Here is an 18,281-nt window from a genome sequence, read left to right on the forward strand (position 1 = left end):
TCCCGGCATCGCGCGTGGCGTTGCCGGACAGTCATGGGTCATGGGAAAGACCTATGAGCGCATAGACGGCAGGCTGCGTACGTTCATCGAGGAGCAGCCCCTCTTCTTCACCGCGACCGCCCCCCTGTCCGCCGACGGCACGGTCAACCTCTCCCCCAAGGGCCTCAAGGGCTCGTTCGCCGTGCTCGACGAACGCACCGTGGCCTACCTCGACTTCGCGGGGTCCACCGCGGAGACGGTCGCGCATCTGCGGGAGAACGGCCGGATCACCCTGATGTGGTGCGCGTTCCAGGGGCCGCCGAACATCGTGCGCCTGCACGGCCGCGGCGAGCCGGTCTTCCGCGACGACGCCCGCTTCGGCGAACTCCTCGCCCGTTTCCCGGACATCGACGCCACCCGGCACGGCCTGCGCGCGATCGTCGTCGTGCACGCCGAGGTCGTCCGCGACAGCTGCGGATACGCGGTGCCGTACATGACGTACGAAGAGGACCGCGACCTCCACGGCAGACGGTTCGCCCGCGAGGACGACGCCTCGCTCAGCGCGTACTTCGAGAAGAAGCCGCACATCGCCACGAGCCTGGACGACCTCCCCGGGCTCCCCCTCCCGTTGCCTCCGTCGCCCCCTTCACCACCGTCGTGGACGGGCGGATGAACACAGCGTGCTCGCGGTCCGTATCTGTGGGCCAAGGGTCAGTACCCACGGAGGAACCGTGACCACGACGATCGCCGGCGGCCGTGCCGCCCGCCGCCAGACGATGCGCCGCATCCGTCCGCGCCGCTCCCCGGCCGTCCCGCTGTTGATCGCCGTATGGGCGGGCGCCGCGGGTGTGCTGTGGCTGTGGTGGAACAACACCCCGTCCATCGCGGACACCAACGGAAAGATCCTCCAGGCGGGCCGGATCACCGGCCTGCTGGCGGGGTACCTCATGGCGCTCGTCGTGCTCCAGATGGCACGCGTGCCGGCTCTGGAGCGGCGGGTCGGCTCGGACCGGGTCGCCCGCTGGCACGCGATGAGCGGCCGCTACACGCTCTGCCTCACCTTCGCGCACGTCTTCCTCATCATGTGGGGGTACGCGCTCCAGGCGGGCAAGTCGCTCGGCGACATCGTGCAGCAGACGGTCGACTCGGTGAACCAGCTGCCCGACATGGGCAAGGCCGCCATCGGCACGGGCCTGCTGCTGGTGATCGGGGTCGTCTCGATCGGCCCCGTGCGCCGCAAGATGCCGTACGACACCTGGTATTACATCCATCTGCTGACCTACGCCGCCGTGTTCCTGACGTTCTGGCACCAGATCACCACCGGCAACGACTTCGCCGTCGAGCCGACCGCGAAGACCGTCTGGTACGCGCTGTACGGCTCGGTCACCGCGCTCGTCGTCTGGTACCGGATCCTCACCCCGCTCCGGCTGAACCTGCGCCACCGCATGTACGTCGAGGCGGTCATCGAGGAGACGCCCGGCATCGTGTCGGTGCTGATCGGCGGCAACAAGCTGCACCGGATGGGCGCGGAGGCCGGTCAGTTCTTCCGCTGGCGGTTCATGGCGCCGGGGATGCGCTTCAGCTCCCACCCGTACTCCCTGTCGGCCCCGCCCCGCCCCGACCTGCTGCGGATCACGGTCAAGGCGATCGGTGACCACAGCGAGGCGCTGCGCGAGCTGACGCCCGGCACCAAGGTGTGGGCCGAAGGCCCCTACGGCGCCATGACGGCGTCCCGCCGCAGCCGCGGCAAGGTGCTGCTGGTGGCCGGCGGCGTCGGCATCACGCCGATGCGGGCGCTGTTCGAGACGCTGCCCGGCGGCGCCGGTGACATCACGCTGCTCTACCGGGCCAACAGCACGCAGGACCTGGCCCTGTGGGACGAGCTGTCGAAGATCGCCGACGAGCGCGGGGCGCGGCTGATGTACGCGGTGAACAGCCCGGACGGGGAGCGCCCCGACATCTCGGCCGAGTCCCTGCAGCGCAAGCTGCCGGACATCGAGGAGCACGACGTCTTCATGTGCGGGCCGAACGGCTTCGCCCAGGGCGTGTACGAGGCACTGCGCGGCGCCGGGGTCCCCGCCCGCCGCATCCACCACGAGTCGTTCGAGATGTGAGCGACGCCAATCCACGGATCCACGGGAAACTACGGGAATCGGGAATCGGGAATCAGGAGCGATGAAGAAAAGCCACCCCATGCGGCGCATTGTGCTCGCCAGCGCCGCCACCGTGTCCGGGATCGTTCTGCTGCTGTCGCTGAAGCCGGACTCCGACCCGGCGGGCGCCGCGGCGAGCGCGGTGCCCCCGCAGTCGTCGGTCCAGGGCGGCGCGCAGGCCGCCGGCACCGGCTCGTTCACCGGTGACGTGCAGCAGACGCAGTACGGGCCGGTGCAGGTCCGGCTGACCGTCGCGGGCGGGAAGATCACCGTCGCGGAGGCCGTGCAGCAGCCCAAGGGCGGGCAGAGCGACCAGATCAACGGCAACGCGATGCCCAAGCTCAACCAGGCCGTCGTCGCCGCGCAGAGCGCGCAGATCGACGCGGTGTCCGGGGCGACCTTCACCAGTGAGGGCTACAAGAAGTCGCTGCAGTCCGCCATCGACAAGATGAAGGCCGGCGCGGGGCCCGCGCAGGGGTCGGGTGCCGGCGCGGCGCAGGTCTCGGGCACCTTCACCGGTGACGCGGAGGAGACGCAGTACGGGGTGGTGCAGGTCCGCATCACCGTCCAGAACAACAAGATCACCAAGTCTGAGGCCGTGCAGGCGCCCAAGGGCGGGCGGAGCGACCAGATCACCGCCGACGCGGTCCCGAAGCTGGGCCAGGCCGTCGTCGCCGCGCAGAGCCCCAACGTGGACATGGTGTCCGGGGCGACGTACACGAGCACCGGCTACAAGAAGTCCCTCCAGTCGGCGATCGACAAGGCGAATGCGAGCGCGAGCCAGCAGGGGTCGGGGTCGCAGGGGTCGGGGTCCCAAGGCTCGGGTTCGTCCCAGGGTTCGGGGTCCGCTCCGGGCTCCGCTCAGGGCTCGGGTTCGCAGGGGGCCGGCAGCGCTCAGGCGTCCGGCACCTTCACGGGCTCCGTGGTGCAGACGCAGTACGGTCCCGTGCAGGTCCGGGTCACCGTCGCGGGCGGCAAGATCACCAAGGCCGAGGCCGTCCAGCAGCCCAAGGGCGGGATGAGCGACCAGATCAACGGCGACGCGGTGCCCAAGCTCAACCAGGCGGCGGTCGCGTCCGGCGACGGCGACATCGACGCCGTCTCCGGCGCCACCTACACCAGCGGCGGCTACAAGAAGTCCCTGCAGTCCGCCCTCGACCAGGCCGGCGGCTGAGCCGGTGACCGAGTCGGGACAGGCTCCCGCCGTGGTGCGTCACGCGGAGGAGGTCATGGGGACCGTCTTCTCCTTCGACGTCCGCGGCGGGGACCCCGCAGCGGTGCAGGCGGCGCTGGACGAGGCCGTCGCCGGGCTGCACCGGGTGAACGAGGTGTTCAGCACCTATCGCGAGGACAGCCAGGTCTCCCGGATGACGCGCGGGGAGCTGAGCGTCGAGGAGTGCGATCCCGAGGTCGCCGAGGTGCTGGAGCTGGGCGCCGAGGCGGAGCGGGTGAGCGACGGCTGGTTCAGCATGCGCTACGAGGGCCGGCTCGACCCGACCGGAATCGTGAAGGGGTGGGCCGCCGAGCGGGCGGCCCGGCTGATCGCCGGGGCCGGGGTTTCCGGGGTGAGTGTGAACGGCGGCGGGGACGTCCAGTTGCTGGGCATGCCCGGGCCGGAGCGGCCGTGGCGGGTGGGCGTGTCCGATCCGCTGCGGCCCGGCGGGCTGGCGGCGGTGGTCTCGGCGGCGGGAGCGGACGAGCTGGCGGTGGCCACGTCCGGTACGGCGGAGCGGGGGGCGCACATCGTCGACCCGCGTACGGGGCGGTCCGCGGTGACGGATCTCGTCGCCGTGACGGTGGTCGCGCCGCGGCTGACGTGGGCGGACTGCTGGGCGACGGCGGCGTTCGCGATGGGGTCGCGGGAGGGGCTGGCGTGGCTGGAGTCACTGCCGGACGTGGAGGCGCTGCTGATCACCGCGGGCGACGAGGTCCGGTGCACGGGGGGCTTGGCCTCACGGCTGGGCTGAGTGGCCCCACCGGGACGGGGTTGCCCCACCGGGACGGGGTGGCCCCACCGGGACGGGGTGCCCAACCGGGCGGAGTTGTTGCTCAGGCCGGGGTGCTACTCCCCCACGCTGCGGGGTGCCGCTGCGCCCGCCCGTGCCGCCCCGGCGGCACGACCACCCGCAGCTGGGGCGGACTGTGCCGGCATCGCCGGCCGACCCCACCCCAGGGGCGCGGGGAACTGCGCGACCAGCCCCCACACACCCGCAGTCGGCGAAACACCCCGCGCCGCGCCGTTCACTGGCCGTTCTGGGCCAGCCTCAGGAGGTGGTCGGCCAAGGCCTGCCCTCCCGTCGGGTCTCGGCTGATCAGGAGCAGCGTGTCGTCGCCGGCGATCGTGCCGAGGATGTCGTGCAGTTCCGCCTGGTCGATCGCCGAGGCCAGGAACTGGGCCGCACCGGGCGGGGTGCGCAGGACCACGAGGTTCGCGGACGCCTCCGCGGAGATCAGCAACTCCTGGGAGAGCCGCCGCATCCGCTCCTCCTTCGCCGACCCCCCGAGCGGAGCCCGCGGCGTGCGGAAACCGCCCTCGCTGGGCACCGCGTAGATGAGGTCGCCGTCGGTGTTGCGGATCTTCACCGCGTTCAGCTCGTCGAGGTCCCGGGAGAGCGTCGCCTGGGTGACGCTCAGCCCGTCGTCGGCGAGGAGCTTCGCCAACTGGCTCTGGGAGCGCACCGGTTGCCGGTTGAGAATGTCCACGATCCGGCGGTGACGGGCGGTGCGGGTCTGCGGTACGGCAGGCCCGTTCGCCCCCGGCTGCTCATGGTCCTGCGCCTGGCTCATCGTCGTCTCATTCCCCGGATCGTCCGTCCCCGCCCACTGCCTGGAGGATGCCGGGAAGTGCCCCGAGGAAGGCGTCCACCTGGTCGTCTCCGAGGTTCAGCGGCGGCATCAGCCGGACGACGTCGGGGGCGGGCGCGTTCACGAGGATTCCGGCCTCCTGAGCCGCCTGCTGCACCTGGGGCGCGAGTGGCTCGGTGAGCACGATACCCAGGAGCAGGCCCGCACCCCGGACATAATCGATCAACGGGTGACCGAGTGCGTCGATTCCGTCCCGCAGCCGTTCGCCCTGGCGCTTGACGTTCTCCAGGAGCCCGTCGTTCTCGATGGTGTCGAGGACGGCGATCCCGGCGGCGCAGGCGACGGGGTTGCCGCCGAAGGTGGTGCCGTGCTGGCCGGGCCGGAGCAATTCGGCGGCGCGCCCGAAGGCGACGGTCGCGCCGAGCGGCAGCCCGCCGCCGAGCCCCTTGGCCAGCGTCACGACGTCGGGCAGGACGCCCTCGTGGGCCTGGTACTCGAACCAGTTCCCGGTACGGCCGATGCCGGTCTGCACCTCGTCCAGGACGAGCAGGGAGCCGGTGGCGGCGGTGATCGCGCGGGCCGCCTTGAGATAGCCGGCGGGCGGGACGACGACCCCGTTCTCGCCCTGGACCGGCTCGATGATGACGAGGGCCGTCTCCTCGGTGACGGCAGCCGCCAGCGCCTGCGCGTCGCCGTACGGGACGTGGGTGACGTCTGCGGGCAGCGGAAGGAACGGCTCCTGCTTCGACGGCTGGCCGGTGAGCGCGAGGGCGCCCATGGTGCGGCCGTGGAAGCCGCCGTCGGTGGCGACCATGTGGGTGCGCCCGGTCAGCCGGCCGATCTTGAAGGCGCCCTCGTTGGCCTCGGCCCCGGAGTTGCAGAAGAAGACCTTGCCGTCACGGCCGAAGAGCCGCAGGAGCCGCTCGGCGAGCGCGACGGGCGGCTCGGCGATGAAGAGGTTGGAGACGTGCCCGAGCAACGCGATCTGCCTGCTGACGGCCTCGACGACCGCCGGGTGGGCGTGGCCGAGGGCGTTGACTGCGATGCCGCCGACGAAGTCGAGGTACTCCTTGCCGTCGGCGTCCCACAGCCGCGAGCCCTCGCCGCGGACGAGCGGGATCCTCGGGGTGCCGTAGTTGTTCATGAGCGCGCCCTGCCACCGCGCGGCCAGTTCCTGGTTGCTCATGCCGGCTCCCCCTCTTGTCCGTCGGGCACGACCATCGTGCCGATGCCTTCGTCCGTGAAGATCTCCAGCAGGATCGAGTGCTGGACCCGTCCGTCGATGACCCGGGCGGTGGTGACGCCGCCGCGTACGGCGTGCAGACAGCCCTCCATCTTGGGGACCATGCCGGCGGACAGGTCCGGCAGCAGCTTCTCCAGCTGGGAGGCGGTGAGGCGGCTGATCACCTCGTCGGAGTTCGGCCAGTCCTCGTAGAGGCCCTCGACGTCCGTGAGAACCATGAGGGTCTCGGCCCCCAGTGCCGCAGCGAGTGCCGCAGCCGCCGTATCAGCATTGACGTTGTAGACATGCCCGTCGTCCTCGGAGCGGGCGATCGACGAGACGACCGGGATGCGGCCGTCGGCGAGCAGGGCCTCGATCGCGCCCGTGTCGATCGAGGTGATCTCGCCCACCCGCCCGATGTCGACCAACTCGCCGTCGATCTCGGGCCGGTGCTTGGTGGCGGTGATGGTGTGGGCGTCCTCGCCCGTGAGGCCGACGGCGAGCGGCCCGTGCTCGTTGAGCAGTCCGACCAGCTCGCGCTGCACCTGCCCGGCGAGCACCATCCGTACGACGTCCATGGCGTCCTCGGTGGTGACGCGCAGGCCGGCCTTGAACTCGCTGACGATGCCGTGCTGGTCGAGGGCGGCGCTGATCTGGGGTCCGCCGCCGTGCACGACGACGGGCCTGAGGCCGGCGTGGTGCAGGAAGACGACGTCCTGGGCGAAGGCGGCCTTCAGTTCCTCGTCGACCATGGCGTTGCCGCCGAACTTGATGACGACGGTCTTGCCGTTGTGACGGACCAGCCACGGCAGCGCCTCGATGAGGATCTGGGCCTTGGGGAGAGCGGTGTGTTTCCGCGTGGGATGGCTCATGACGAATAGGCGCTGTTCTCGTGGACGTAGTCGGCGGTGAGGTCGTTGGTCCAGATGGTGGCGGTCTCCGTGCCGGCGGCGAGGTCGGCGACGATGTGCACCTCGCGGTAGCGCATGTCGACGTGTCCGCGGTCCTCGCCGACGCCGCCGTTCCGGCACACCCAGACGCCGTTGATGGCGACGTTGAGCCGGTCGGGCTCGAAGGCGGCGGACGTCGTGCCGATCGCGGACAGGACGCGGCCCCAGTTGGGGTCCTCGCCGTGGATGGCGCACTTGAGGAGGTTGTTGCGGGCGATGGAGCGGCCCACCTCGACGGCGTCGTCCTCGGTCGCGGCGTTGACCACCTCGACCTTGATGTCCTTGCTGGCGCCCTCGGCGTCGCGGATGAGCTGCTGGCCGAGGTCGTCGCAGACGGCGCGGACGGCCTCGGCGAACTCCTCGTAGCCGGGGGTGACCTCGGCGGCGCCGGAGGCGAGCAGCAGCACGGTGTCGTTGGTGGACATGCAGCCGTCGGAGTCGACGCGGTCGAAGGTGACCTTCGTGGCCGCGCGGAGCGCCTTGTCCAGGGTCGCGCTGTCGAGGTTGGCGTCGGTGGTGAGGACGACGAGCATGGTGGCGAGGCCGGGGGCGAGCATGCCCGCGCCCTTGGCCATGCCGCCGACGGTCCAGCCGTCGCGGCTGACGACGGACGTCTTGTGGACGGTGTCGGTGGTCTTGATGGCGATGGCGGCCTTCTCACCGCCGTGTTCGCTCAGCGCCCGGGCCGCGGTCTCGACTCCCGGCAGCAGTTTGTCCATCGGGAGCAGGACGCCGATGAGGCCGGTGGAGCACACCGCCACCTCGCCGGCGCCGACGCCGAGCACGTCCGCGGTCTTCTCGGCGGTCGCGTGCGTGTCCTGGAAGCCCTTCGGTCCCGTACAGGCGTTGGCGCCGCCGGAGTTGAGGACGACGGCGGTCAACTCGCCGCTCTTGAGGACCTGCTCGGACCACAGCACCGGCGCGGCCTTGACGCGGCTGGAGGTGAAGACGCCCGCGGCGGCGCGGCGCGGCCCGGTGTTGACCACGAGGGCCAGGTCCGGGTTGCCGTTCTCCTTGATCCCGGCGGCGACGCCCGCCGCCGTGAATCCCTTGGCTGCCGTGACGCTCAAGGTGCGACTCCGATCGTGGAAAGTCCCGTGTCCTCGGGGAACCCGAGGGCGATGTTCATGCTCTGGACGGCACCGCCCGCGGTGCCCTTGGTGAGGTTGTCGATGGCGCTGACGACGATGATGCGTCCCGCGGCCTCGTCGTACGCGACCTGCACCTGAACGGCGTTGGAACCGTGGACGGACGCCGTCGCGGGCCACTGCCCCTCGGGCAGCAGGTGTACGAAGGGTTCGTCGGCGAAGGCCTTGTCGTAGGCGGCGCGGAGCGACTCGCCGGTGACGCCGGCGACGGCCTTCGCGCTGCACGTGGCGAGGATGCCGCGGGGCATCGGCGCGAGGGTCGGGGTGAAGGAGACGGAGATCCGCTCCCCCGCCGCCGCGCTGAGGTTCTGGATCATCTCGGGGGTGTGCCGGTGGCCGCCGCCGACGCCGTAGGGCGTCATGGAGCCCATGACCTCGCTGCCCAGGAGGTGGGGCTTGGGCGTCTTGCCCGCGCCGGAGGTGCCGGAGGCGGCGACGATCACGGCCTCGGCCTCGGCGAGCCCGGCGGCGTAGGCCGGGAAGAGGGCGAGGGAGACGGCGGTGGGGTAGCAGCCGGGGACCGCGATGCGCTTGGACCCCTCCAGCGCGGCGCGGCCCCCCGGCAGTTCGGGCAGGCCGTAGGGCCAGGTCCCGGCGTGCGGGGAGCCGTAGAACCTCTCCCAGTCGGCCGCGTCCTTCAGCCGGAAGTCGGCGCCCATGTCGACGACGAGGACGTCCGGGCCGAGCTGTTCGGCGACGGCGGCGGACTGGCCGTGCGGAAGGGCGAGGAAGACGACGTCGTGGCCGGCGAGGTTCTCGGCGGTGGTCTCCGCCAGGACCCGGTCGGCCAGCGGGAGCAGGTGCGGCTGGAGCGTGCCCAGCTTCTGTCCCGCGTTGGAGTTGCCGGTCAGGGCTCCGATCTCGACCTCGGGGTGCGCGAGGAGCAGACGCAGGACCTCACCGCCCGCGTATCCGCTCGCTCCGGCCACTGCCGCACGTACCGTCATGGAATCCTCCTCCAGCAATGGCATGACTATACGTTTCGCTGCACGTTTATGCAATCTCGTTCGCACGGACATACGCGCCGCCTGCGACCGAGACTTTTGGTCGGCACATGGAGAGTGCTAGTTGGCACATCTTGGCCGGGCTCTCCCCTGCGACGGTCACCCGGCTGACCCAACAGCGGCAGGCCGACCACACCGCGTTCATGGACCGCGACCTCGCGGAGGTCGACTACGTGTAAGTGTGGGCCGACGGCATCCATCTCAGCGTCCACCTGGAGGATGCCAAAGCCTGCGTGCTCGTCCTGATCGGCGTGCGTGCCGACGGCTCCATGAAACTGGTCGCACTCGCGGACGGCTACCGCGAATCCGCCGAGTCTTGAGCCGACCTGATGCGCGACCGCGCCCGCCGTGTCAAGCGCGCACCCGTCCTGCGACGGCGCCCTGGGCTTCTGGAGCAAATGTGCTCGCCGCCATGCCAAGTCCGAACAGCCAGCCGCGAAGAGGGCCACCCAGGACATGTACAACGCCGAGGACAAGCAACACGCACAGGCAGCGATCAAGACGTTCCCAGCTCTACGGCGCGTAGTTCCCCAAGACCGGCAAGAAGATCACCGGTGACGAGGCCGAGCTGCCGGCGTTCTTCGCCTTCCCCGCCGAGCGCAGGATTCACCTGCGCACCATGAACCTCATCGAGTCCATGTTCTCCACCAGTCCGCCTGCGGACCAAGGTCACCCGAGGCGCCGGCTCCCGCACCGCCGCCCTGGCCATGGTCTTCATGCTTGTCGAGTCCGCCCAGCAGCGGTGGCGGGCCGTGAACGCACCCCACCTCGTCGCCCTCCTCCGGGCGGTGCCCACTTCAACGCGGCCAGCTCGTCGAACCCCCCAAGGTGGTCGCAGTCCCGCCCCGATCCGCTGCGCCACTACGCCGACCTGCGCCACGTTCTCACCAAGTGCGCGCAGCGCCTCGCCCGGGACATCGACGCAGACGCTCGCCCAACGTCGCTCAGCTAGTACTCCAGCAGGATTTCGCTGTCTGACCTGGTTTTTTTGCCGGGTGGCGGGAGTGGAGCGGTGCTTCGATCGTGCGGGGGCGGTCTCACGAGGACCGCCCCTCGATTGTGCGTCTCATCCCTTAAGCCCACGGCCAGTCAGGGCATCGAGGAGTGCGATGGCCTCGCGGCGGCTCAGCAGCTCGTGGAAGCGCTCGTTGCGGAAGTTCCGCAGGCACGCGTAGCAGCTGCTCTCCGGGCCGCACTCGCAGGCCGCCACTCGGGCAAGCGCGGCAGAGACAACCGGTTCGAGGCGCTCGCCCATGGACGCGGCGTTGCCCGCGCCCCCCGGAGTGGTGTCGAAGAGCAGCAGGGACGGCATGCCGTCGGTGCCGGTGTGAACCGTGCCGTCGATGTCGTCGCGGCTGATCTCCAGGTGCGCGGCGGCGCCTTCGAGCAGTGCGTACAGCCCGGAGCGCAGACGCGCCGCATCGGCGGTCAGGGCCGTGAGCGGGTCCAGATGGATCTGGAGGAAGTCGGTCTGGTAGCGGTGCGCGAGGGAGACGACCCGGAGGGGGCCCGTGCACTGGGTGTCTTTCAGCAGGTGCGGGTGGCTGCCGCGCGGAGGCCCGGCCTGGGCGTGCGGACGGCCCCAGCCGCACCAGTCGCAGATCTGGTATCCGGCGCCGGCCGGTCCCTCGGAGACGACCACCATCTCTCCCCGGGTGCCCGCCGACCAGGCTGTGGTGTGGCCGGAGACGAAGGTGGTCGCGCCCTCCTGGAGGTCGGCGGTGTCGGTGGACATGTGGACGTCGCCGTACCAGGACCGTCGTGGCGGGGTCTGCCCCGGGCGGCGCTGGGGTCCGCGCGCGGCGACGAAACCGTAGACCGGTTCGACGTACCGGCGTTGCGCGGCCGCGGACTGCGTGCCGCAGGCGGCGCAGACGGGGTCCACGGGTTCGGTGGCATCCCGGTAGCGGCCGCAGGCCGCGCACACGGCGTAGTGGCGGCTGACCAGTTCGCGGTCCGGCAGCCGGTAGACGCCGGCGGACGCCCACAGGTGGCCGCCCGCCACGATCTCGGCGCCCGGGGCGTATTCGTGGACGGCGGCGCTCAGGTCACGGGTGAGTTCGAGTTGCCCCGAGACGGCGCCGCCCTCCTGGGGGATGCGCAGTTCGACGGTGTCCACGGGGAAGCCGTACTTGGGCAGCACGTTGCGGTTGGCGAGGACGCCGAGCAGTTCGCGCTGGGTGAGGTTGCGGATGACCTTCTCGTACATCTCCGCCTGCCGGTACCTGCGGGCGGACGCGGCCTGGTCGCGGCGTTCGCTGTACGAGGTGACGTCCTGGTCGAGGATCCGCTGTGCGGCCCGCAGGAGTCGGTCCAGTTCGGCGACCCAGTCGCCGGAGTCGATGCCGATCTCGGCTTGGACCGTGTCGGGGAGAACCCGGCGCAGGGAGGCCATGACGCCCTCCGGGACAGGCGTCAGCCAGTCGCGCACCGTGTGGGCGGCGATCTCACTGGTGGTGTCGTCGGGAAGGAAGAACTCTCCCGCCTTGCGCCAGATCCGGCCCCGCTCGTCCTTCATGGCACGGAAGAAGGCGGCGAGCGCGATGGAGTGGGCGTGGCGGCGGTCGATCCGGACGTTGTCGACGGGGACGATCGGGGCCCTCACCTCCCCGGCGATCATCCGCTCGGGCTCCGCGAACCGGGAAAGGTCGTGGGGGCGCCGCTGTGCGTAGGTGAGGACCAGCGCGGCCGAGTCGGCGCGGCGGCCGGCGCGGCCGGCGCGCTGGACGTAGTTGGCGGTGGAGGGCGGCATGTTGCGCAGGACGACGGCCTGTAGTTCACCGACGTCGACGCCGAGTTCGAAGGTGGTGGAGCAGGACAGGGCGTTGACCTGCCCTCGGACGAACTCCCCCTGGATCTCGGCGGCCTTCTCCCCGGTCCACTGCGCGGTGTGCTCCTGAGCGCGCAGTGGAACGGGGTCGAATGTCAGGTAGAGGCGCCGCAGGTGCTCGTCCGTCTCGGGCGACGGCTTGAAGTCCTCCAGGCGTCCTGTGCAGCGCAGCGTCGGGCACACACCGCGCACGGAGACCGCGGTGATGCGGCGGCAGCGGTCGCAGGCGTACAGCGGATCGCTGTCCGCCGTCACCGGGCGCAACCGCAGCCAGGCGTGGTCGAGTCGGCGGACGACGCCGATCCCCGGTTGGCTTTCGGACGGCAGCCAGTCGGCGAGGTGACCTGTCGTGAGGTCGGTCCACAGGCGGTTCAGGACATCGAGGGCGGTGGCCCGTCGTTCGCCCTGGTGGCCGAGGACTTCGAGTACGCGTACGAGGTAGTCGACGCGTCGGTTCGAGGCGCTCGCGGCACTGGGCAGCCAGCTGATCACCCTGCGCTTGGCCTCGGAGCCCTGGGAGCGGACCCAGATGGGCCCCTTGCGTGGGGCGAACGCCTCGTCGCCCGCATCGACGTCCTCGGGCATGGTGAGCGCGCCCTGGTTGCGCAGGGTGCGCAGGAGTTCCTGCAGCAGCAGCCATGCCTCGTCGTCCGTGAGGCCGAGTGAGGTGAGAGCGGCGGGCGGCTGCCAGAAGGGCTCGCGGTCGATGTCGACCCGGAGCAGGCCGAGTCCTTCGAGTGACTGTCGGTCGTCGAGGCTGAGTACTTCCTGCATCACCCACAGGGCCACTTCGCGCTGCTTGGCCTGGCGGGAGTCGTTGCGGCGGAAGACTCCGGCACGGTCGGCGGCGCGGATGGTGTGGGCGACGAGGTCGTCGATGTGCAGGGGCTCGTCGGGCTCGGGGCAGCCCTGCCGGACGGCCTGGGTGATCAGGCGTCGGTGCTGGATGCGGGTGTAGGAGTCCTCCAGGTAGGGCGCGAAGTACGCGGCGGCCTGTCGGCTGTCGCTGAAGAACAGCAGCTTGCGGCCCTGTCCGGGCAGTGCGGCGGCCGGGCCGTCGGTCGCCGGAGGCAGCGCCTGGTAGAGGGCGGTGCTGAGGACGGCGGCCGAAGCCTCGTTGCCCGCCTCGAACAGGCGGATCATGCCGTGACCTCGCGCTCCGCAGGCGAGGCATGCGGCCGGGGTGCCCTCGTGGGTGTCGAGCTGGTGGACGCGGCGCAGTTCGGTGCCACCGCATCCAGGAGCGGCGCAGGATGCCGTGGCCGCGGGGTGCACGGCCGCGCAGCGGGTGCACAGCCGGCGTTCCTTGAGGCCGCCCTTGGCACTGTCGCCGAGTGTCTCGTCGTCCTCGTCGGCTCCGGTGTCCGAGCCGTCCCCGTCGAGGAGGAGCCAGGTGTGGGGGCTGTCGGGAGACTTTCGGTGTGCCAGGCAGGCCTGTGCCCCCTTGCCGGTGAGGGTGCCGTGCAGGTGTACGGCACCGCAGCGGCGGCAGGCCCCCAGCTCGAAGGAGGGGCGGGCACACTGCGCACAGGTCTCGTGGCGGGCCAGGTCGAGGTGGGGGCCTGCCGGGTCGAGGCAGGTGAAGGCGCCTTCTGTGGCGCGTGCGAAGAGGTGGTAGCGGGCGGAGAGCACGGGAGCGCCGTCGGTGTCCGTCACCTGGCTGGCGAGTTGGATGAGCGCGGTGACCGCCGCGGGTCCGACTGGGTCGCCGGGGAAGACGTCGCGGGCGATCTCGGTCACGGGCCGGGGTCCGTCAGCGAGGGCCCGGCGCAGAGCCGCGGTGCCGGCCTCGGCGGCGAGGGCGGTGGCCGCGGTCGTGCCGGCGTGTAGGCCGTGCATGCGCGCGGCCTGCACGATCTCCGGTTCGGGGTCGGCGGTCGTGGCCAGGCGCAGGTACTCGGTGGTCGGCAGCGGTCCCCAGTGCGGGCCGTCGGGTGTGGCGACCCGGGTGGCGGTGACCAGGTCCTGGGCAGCTGGGTCGTTCGGGTCCCACCGGAAGGGGACGTCGAAGAGAGCCTGAGCGAAGGCAGTGACGGCGGCGGGATTCTCGTCCGCTCCGACGGTGGCGCTGGTGGCGATGGCCTGGATCTCCCGCCCTTGCCCCACACGGTCCTTCAAGCGGCGCAGGAGCATGGCGAGTTCCGCGCCGCGCGCTCCGTCGTAGACGTGGGCCTCGTCGACGACGACGAACCGCCAGGAACTCGCCTGCTCTCCCTCGAAGAGGTCCATGTCCTGGGGGCGGAGCAGCAGATACTCCAGCATGGCGTAGTTGGTGAGCAGGATGTGGGGTGGTGTGGCGCGCATCTCGCGTCGGCTGAGCAGTTCGTTGGGCAGGCGCGGTTCGCCGGGGTTGAGCTGCTCGAAGGTGTCGGCGGCGCGCTGCGGATCGTCCTTGGTGTCGCCGGTGTAGCGGCCGAAGGTGATGTGGGGAGCGTCGGCGAGCAGTCGGCGCAGTCGCTTCATCTGGTCGTTGGCCAGGGCGTTCATCGGGTAGAGCAGCAGGGCGCGGACGCCGGGCCCGAGGGTGCCTCGGGCGTGTTCGGCGGCGAGGGCGTTGAGGACGGGCAGGAGGAAGCTCTCGGTTTTGCCGGAGCCCGTACCGGTGGCCACGACGAGGTTACGTCCGGCGACGGCCTTGCGCAGCGCTTGCTCCTGATGCCGGTACAGGGGACGGTCGGCGGGCAGCGCGGGGCCGGTCAGCTGCTGGAACGCGGGGCCGAGTACGCCTTCTGCGACGAGCTCGTTCAGGGTGGCGCCCGGCGCGTAGGCGGGGGTGGCCTCCAGCAGCGGACCCTTCGTGAGCAGTGGACTGGTGTCGATGGCGTGGGCAAGGGCCTCGGCCAGGCGGGGCTCGCGCAGGGGCAGCAGGGACCGCAGATAGCGGCGGTAGGTGTCGCTGATCATGGTGGAGGTGGCGACCGGGTCGAGGCTGTGCACGAGTGGGCTCCGATGTGGCGGTTGGCTTCGGGCGAGCGGTGGGGCAGCGCTTTGTGGGAGGGACGGGAACCGGTGGTCAGCCGGTGCTGTGCACGGCCCCTGCGGTGACGAGGCATTCCGCGAGAGCGATGTCGACGGCGGTGAGATCCGGTGCGTGGGAGGCGACGGGCGTCCACAGGTGACGAAGCCCCCGTTCCAGGCCGGCGGCACGAGCGTCACCGGCGGCGGCGAGCCTCGCGATCAGCGCGCATCCCAGAGACAGCTGAGGAATCCGCATCCAGGCTTCGCCCGGCCCGTGCAACCGGCCGGGGTCCCGGCCGCGGAAGGCCTGGGCCAGGTCGGAGTGTCCGTCGTCCAGGAAGATCGATACGGCGTCCAATGCTTCGGAGAACTCCTCACGCGCGGCGCGGTGCTGGAGGTCCTTGCGGGCACGGAATGCCTGCCAGGCGGCGTCGGCACGGGTGTCGGGGTCCAGAAGGCCCCGAGGGACGACACGGGCACTGCGCCATACGGCCTGCTGCTGGAGTTCGGGGAGCTGGTCGAGGGCACGGGCCTGGGCGTCGAACCGGCCGACCGAGCCGCTCGGATCCGCGTGCCCGGCCAGCACGGTCATGGCGGCGTCGCCCAGGAATTGACCGACCTCGCCAAGGAGTTCCGCCTCCTCCGAGTACAACTCACCGATGTCGTAGGCGAGGTCACCGGAGAGATACGGCAGCAACGGGGCCGTGAGCAGCAACGCGCACAGGGGAGCCTGCCGCCAGACCTGACGCACCGCGGCCGGGTCCGCCACTTCCCGTATCCGCAGAGCGGCAAGACCGCTGCCCGCGAGCACGGAGGCGAGTTCGCCGGAGCGCAGCGCGCTGTCGGCCGCTTCCGTGAGGGCGGTGGGCCCGGCTTCGCCGAGGGCGCTGCGGCATTCCGCGGGTGCCGTCTCCTTGGCTCCGCACGCCTGCAGGTCACGTCCACGGGCGGCCACGATCCATTGGTAGGGGAGCGCGTCGGCGCCGCGCGGCAGCGTGCCGCGTCCGGCCAGGTACTCCGACACCCGGGCGCCCGTTCCGTGGCCGGCGGCGGGGGTGAACGGCGACCGGCGCAGCACGAGGGTGTCGCGATCGCGGAGGCGGGGCCATGCGGGAGTGGTGGGTGTGGGGACGCCCGCGTTCAGGTGCACGATCAGGGGACCGAGCGACCGCCAGGCCGAGGGCAGCGGTATACGCCCGCCCTGGTCGACCGTGGCCGTCAGCGGCTGCTCCCACGGGGCGAAGGCCGCGTACAGGCGGGCGGTCAGTTCACCGGGGTGCCGCAGGCCCCGGAGCAGCAGTCCGCCGCCGTCCGGTACGACGTCCTCCGCGATGGGCTGGGTGCGCACGGTTGCGACATGGATGCTCTCCCCCGCGACCAGCAGCCGTATCTCGGCTTTCACGCAGTCGCGCACGGTGTCCGCCAGGGCCGCCAATGAGTACCGGAGGTCTCCTCTGCGCGTGCGAGTGCGGCGTTCTGGACGCAGCGTGAGCAGGGTCGTCCCTTCGACGACCAGTGCCAGCAAGGGTGTCACCGCCACCGCCTGTTCCGGCAGGCGGACGGTCAGGGCGCTCTCGCCGGCCAGGTCAGCCGCGTCGATGTCGAGCGGCCGGATGGACCAGGTCAGGAATTGGCCGCCGAGTTCGAGGCGGACCTCGGAGTGCGGGATGCACGCCTCGACGGCGAACCGACGGACCCCGTCGCCCAGGAGCAGCCTCTTGGTGATCTCGTACGGAGAGAAAGCGACGGCGTGCGCGGAGGCGGTGACCGGTCCGTCGGCGCCGAGCGTCAGCCGAGCGGGGGCCAGGCCTCCGTGCGGGGCGAGCAGACGCCACTCGGCGGTCGGTTCGGCCGTGATGCCCTCGGCGAGGAAGGCCGCCAGTCGGCGGCTGCGCCGGGAGCCGACGCGGTGGACGAGGATCTCGTACGGTCCCAGAAGCGGGCGGGGTACGTCCTTCCAGGGGTCGAGGAGCGCCCCGGGAGCGCCGGTCCGACGGGCGAGAGGCTCCTCGTGGCCGGGGCGCCGCACTTCGGCCTGCCAGAGTCGTGCGTCCGGCTCACCGGCGCGCCGCGGAAGCCGGAGAGCGGGTGGACGGTGCCACACGGGTGCCCCGTCGTCGCCTGTGATCCAGGTCAGCGTCGCACCGCCCTCCCACCCGAGCGGCCGTCCGGCGGCCACGTCCAGCCAGTTTCCCGGAACCGCGGCGGCGGCCCGCACCCGCGTCACCCCGGTCAGTGACACCCTGCTCAGCGTCCAGCCGTTCCAGCCGTACGGGGTGGGCAGTTCCACGATGCCGGGGTCGCCGCCCTCGGTCTGCAGGGTGCCGGCGTGGAGAAGGCAGATCTCGGCGGCGGGCAGGGGCTCGCCCTGGGGGACGCGGTGGCCGCCGGCGCCGAAGGCCAGGAGGGCGTCGTGCGGGTCCACGATCGCCGACACGTGCGTGGTTCCCGTCGGATCTGTCGCCTCGACGCGGCGCACGGGGCCGGGCAGTACCCAGTAGGGCGGCAGGACCGCGAACACCTCACCGTCGGCGGACAGCTGCCAGTCCCCCGCGTCCGGCTCGCCGGGCAGAGTCAGCAGCACGCTGCCCGCGCCGGGGCCGAGACGGACCTCGGGCGCGGAGGTGGCGCCGCGGGAAGGGGCGATCGAACCGTCCGCCGTGGTCGAGGGACGCCATGTCCAGCCCAGACAGCGGGCGGCCTCGTGCGCGGCGCGACTCCAGTCGCCGGCACTGTCCGGTGCGGCTCCGTGTGACTCCAGGTCGGGCCGCGCCGTGAGAACACGCGCGTGTGCTTGTGCCACCAGGCGCGGGAGTTCTGGACCGCCGGCCAACGCCACCGTGTGCACCGCGCAGGCGGGCCAGCGTGCGAAGACCGTGTCGCGCGGGAGGTCGGAATGGTCCGCGAGCAGCCGGTACGCCACCAACGCTTCCAGGACGAGCGCGGTACGTACGGCGGCGACCGGCTCCACCGCGCCGGCATACGGCTCCCCCGCCTCGCGCCAGGCTCGCTCGCAGTCGTCCAGCAACTGCGTGGGATCAACCAGCATGCCCCGCCCTCCCCGCCTCGGACGTACCGATCTCGCCCGGGACCGATCAACGTTGTACGTTCTACCATTCCTTCACATAAGGAGCATGGGGAATCCGCAGGTGAACCGCGCGTTGCACCCGTGGCATGACTGATTGTCAGTGGTCAGTGGTGCAATGCGAGAAGGCTCGTCGCACCGCAGTAC

At 71.4% G+C, this 18,281-nt stretch carries 11 protein-coding genes and 1 pseudogene; 5 read left to right on the forward strand and 7 right to left on the reverse strand.

All coding sequences use genetic code 11. The features are described from left to right. The first annotated feature begins 40 nt into the window (after positions 1 to 40). The 4 genes from ACIOC0_RS23835 (at position 41) to ACIOC0_RS23850 (ending at position 4,099) form a co-directional block, all read left to right on the forward strand. On the forward strand, positions 41 to 652 hold the full coding sequence (locus tag ACIOC0_RS23835) for a pyridoxamine 5'-phosphate oxidase family protein (RefSeq protein ID WP_402157366.1): 612 nt from the start codon (positions 41 to 43) through the stop codon (positions 650 to 652). Positions 653 to 710: 58 nt separating this feature from the next. Beyond that, positions 711 to 2,093 (forward strand): ferric reductase-like transmembrane domain-containing protein, encoded by a 1,383-nt coding sequence (locus ACIOC0_RS23840; protein WP_402157369.1) that lies wholly within the window; start codon positions 711 to 713, stop codon positions 2,091 to 2,093. 61 nt (positions 2,094 to 2,154) lie between these two features. Continuing rightward, complete coding sequence (locus ACIOC0_RS23845) at positions 2,155 to 3,306, forward strand: FMN-binding protein (RefSeq protein WP_402157371.1); 1,152 nt, start codon at positions 2,155 to 2,157, stop codon at positions 3,304 to 3,306. A 55-nt stretch (positions 3,307 to 3,361) separates the two neighbouring features. Then, positions 3,362 to 4,099: an FAD:protein FMN transferase gene (locus ACIOC0_RS23850; protein ID WP_402157665.1), complete on the forward strand. Its 738-nt coding sequence runs from the start codon at positions 3,362 to 3,364 to the stop codon at positions 4,097 to 4,099. A gap of 274 nt (positions 4,100 to 4,373) precedes the next feature. Here ACIOC0_RS23850 and ACIOC0_RS23855 read toward each other — a convergent pair whose 3' ends face one another. From ACIOC0_RS23855 to argC, 5 genes are read right to left on the reverse strand one after another with little or no spacing between them, the layout of a single operon-like run. Continuing rightward, positions 4,374 to 4,919 (reverse strand): arginine repressor, encoded by a 546-nt coding sequence (locus ACIOC0_RS23855; protein WP_130444368.1) that lies wholly within the window; start codon positions 4,917 to 4,919, stop codon positions 4,374 to 4,376. A gap of 7 nt (positions 4,920 to 4,926) precedes the next feature. Next, positions 4,927 to 6,123, reverse strand: coding sequence for an acetylornithine transaminase (locus ACIOC0_RS23860; protein ID WP_402157372.1), 1,197 nt, complete (start codon positions 6,121 to 6,123; stop codon positions 4,927 to 4,929). Continuing rightward, complete coding sequence (argB, locus tag ACIOC0_RS23865; protein WP_130444364.1) at positions 6,120 to 7,031, reverse strand: acetylglutamate kinase; 912 nt, start codon at positions 7,029 to 7,031, stop codon at positions 6,120 to 6,122. The genes ACIOC0_RS23860 and argB overlap by 4 nt, the downstream gene beginning before the upstream one ends. Further along, the gene (argJ, locus tag ACIOC0_RS23870; RefSeq protein WP_402157373.1) at positions 7,028 to 8,179 is read right to left on the reverse strand and encodes a bifunctional glutamate N-acetyltransferase/amino-acid acetyltransferase ArgJ; all 1,152 of its coding nucleotides are present in this window, start codon (positions 8,177 to 8,179) and stop codon (positions 7,028 to 7,030) included. The genes argB and argJ overlap by 4 nt, the downstream gene beginning before the upstream one ends. Continuing rightward, on the reverse strand, positions 8,176 to 9,204 hold the full coding sequence (argC, locus tag ACIOC0_RS23875; RefSeq protein WP_402157374.1) for an N-acetyl-gamma-glutamyl-phosphate reductase: 1,029 nt from the start codon (positions 9,202 to 9,204) through the stop codon (positions 8,176 to 8,178). Before argC ends, argJ begins: the two co-directional genes overlap by 4 nt. A gap of 134 nt (positions 9,205 to 9,338) precedes the next feature. Between argC and ACIOC0_RS23880 the strand changes: the two are divergent. After that, positions 9,339 to 10,049, forward strand: a pseudogene (locus ACIOC0_RS23880) (transposase); the annotation flags it as partial. Positions 10,050 to 10,327: 278 nt separating this feature from the next. Here ACIOC0_RS23880 and ACIOC0_RS23885 read toward each other — a convergent pair. Next, on the reverse strand, positions 10,328 to 15,028 hold the full coding sequence (locus ACIOC0_RS23885) for a DEAD/DEAH box helicase (RefSeq protein ID WP_402157375.1): 4,701 nt from the start codon (positions 15,026 to 15,028) through the stop codon (positions 10,328 to 10,330). Positions 15,029 to 15,104: 76 nt separating this feature from the next. After that, the gene (locus ACIOC0_RS23890; protein ID WP_402157376.1) at positions 15,105 to 18,098 is read right to left on the reverse strand and encodes a hypothetical protein; all 2,994 of its coding nucleotides are present in this window, start codon (positions 18,096 to 18,098) and stop codon (positions 15,105 to 15,107) included. Positions 18,099 to 18,281 lie beyond the last annotated feature (183 nt).

Origin of the sequence: Streptomyces sp. NPDC088254, from assembly GCF_044740925.1 — a bacterium.
Taxonomy (GTDB): domain Bacteria; phylum Actinomycetota; class Actinomycetes; order Streptomycetales; family Streptomycetaceae; genus Streptomyces.

What these genes read in the sequence shown, in the direction of transcription:
- ACIOC0_RS23835 (WP_402157366.1), top strand. Translation starts at nt 41, where the DNA reads ATGGGAAAGACCTATGAGCGCATAGACGGCAGGCTGCGTACGTTCATC.
- ACIOC0_RS23845 (WP_402157371.1), top strand. Translation starts at nt 2,155, where the DNA reads ATGAAGAAAAGCCACCCCATGCGGCGCATTGTGCTCGCCAGCGCCGCC.
- ACIOC0_RS23850 (WP_402157665.1), top strand. Translation starts at nt 3,362, where the DNA reads ATGGGGACCGTCTTCTCCTTCGACGTCCGCGGCGGGGACCCCGCAGCG.
- ACIOC0_RS23855 (WP_130444368.1), bottom strand. Translation starts at nt 4,919, where the DNA reads ATGAGCCAGGCGCAGGACCATGAGCAGCCGGGGGCGAACGGGCCTGCC.
- ACIOC0_RS23860 (WP_402157372.1), bottom strand. Translation starts at nt 6,123, where the DNA reads ATGAGCAACCAGGAACTGGCCGCGCGGTGGCAGGGCGCGCTCATGAAC.
- argB (WP_130444364.1), bottom strand. Translation starts at nt 7,031, where the DNA reads ATGAGCCATCCCACGCGGAAACACACCGCTCTCCCCAAGGCCCAGATC.
- argC (WP_402157374.1), bottom strand. Translation starts at nt 9,204, where the DNA reads ATGACGGTACGTGCGGCAGTGGCCGGAGCGAGCGGATACGCGGGCGGT.
- ACIOC0_RS23890 (WP_402157376.1), bottom strand. Translation starts at nt 18,098, where the DNA reads ATGCTGGTTGATCCCACGCAGTTGCTGGACGACTGCGAGCGAGCCTGG.